Genomic DNA, 1412 nt, shown 5'->3' on the forward strand with positions numbered 1-1412 from the left:
ACACCGTGAACCACGCCGCTACGCGGAGGTTTTCAATTGAGGCAACGTATGCAGTTACGCGGAGGTTTTCTATGAGTCAACGCGGGTCGTTGCCCGGCGGGCCGCGTCGATATAACGTCATAACGTCTACCTACGCGAATTTGTGGAGTCACCGTTTATTCAGCGACCCCTAGAGGCGGAGTGACCGAACGTTGCCGACAGTCTGACAATTGCCATTTAGGCCGCCTTGCGGCGTGCGTTCGGGCAGCGTTGGCAGACTATGCCCTTGGATCGGTTTTCGACGGTGTCGAGTTGTGTGCCCACTGGGGCCGACTATTGGGAATACCAGCCTCGACTGTTTGCTTTACTCCGCAAACGACGCCGACCCGGACATCAGCACAACGGTCATTTGGGGGTATCTCTATTGTCTGTTGCACTGACTTGCTCGGTGACAACTTTTAGTACCTTTAGCAGGTCCTTCACTCTGGTGTCTTGATCTTCCGCGAGCATTTCGTTGATGAGGAATGAGAAGCCGATGTTGTGGGCGGGCCAGGTGCCGTGGAGGCCGCCGCCAGCGCCGGAGTGGCCGAAGGCGGGTTCGATGGGGCCGTAGGTGCCGATGGGGTCCGCGAGTTCGTAGCCGAGGCCGAAGCGAAGGGGGCGGTCGTTGATGGCGTCGGTGCCTTCGGACCAGGTTTGGGTGGCGTCGGCGAGGGTTTTGGGGGAGACAACTTTCCCGGCGGCGATCTGGGAGTAGAGGTTGGCCATGGAGTCAGCGGTGGCGATGCCTCCTCCGGCGGCGAGTTCAGCGCGGTGGAATTCTGGGAGATTGGCGCGCAGTTTCTCGCCCATGAGGGTCTTGCCGTACATCCGGTCGACGATTTTCCGCCGTTCGGGGTCGGTGAGATAGGTGCTGATGGCGTAGTTGTCGGACCGGAATACGGTGGCGACGCGGTCTTCGAATTCTTCGGGCAGGCCGAGGTGGATGTCCAGATCCAGCGGTTGGGCGATGAGTTCGCGGATGAGCTGGCCGGCGGATTTGCCGGTGGCACGGACGAAGATTTCGTTCATCAAGTAGCCATACGTGATGGCGTGGTAGGCGACCTTGGATCCAGGTTCCCAAAGCGGTTTCTGCGCGGCGAGGACGGCGGCGTTGGCGGCGTTGTCCAGGTCGGCCCATTCACCTTCGGGTTCGGGATCGACGTAGACGAGTCCGACGGTGTGGTTGAGCAGCTGGGAGACGGTGACGTTTTCCTTGCCGGCGGCAGCGAACTCCGGCCAGTAGTCGGCCACCCGCCGTCGGACGTCCAGCTTGCCTTGGTCCACGAGCATCGCTGCGACGGTAGCGACCAGTCCCTTGGTACCGGAGAACATCACCGCCATGGTCTCGGGCGTCCAAGGATCGGTGACCCGCGAGGCGGGGGAGCCGCGGC

At 61.5% G+C, this 1412-nt stretch carries 1 protein-coding gene; it reads right to left on the minus strand.

Annotation, left to right across the window (positions count from 1 at the left end):
- Positions 1-384: 384 nt before the first annotated feature.
- Positions 385-1412: serine hydrolase domain-containing protein (locus tag Y707_RS27260; RefSeq protein ID WP_155853125.1), on the minus strand; the 1028-nt coding region annotated here is incomplete at its 5' end.

It is taken from the genome of Arthrobacter sp. H14 (genome assembly GCF_000520495.1).
In the GTDB taxonomy this organism is placed as follows: Bacteria; Actinomycetota; Actinomycetes; order Actinomycetales; family Micrococcaceae; genus Arthrobacter_C.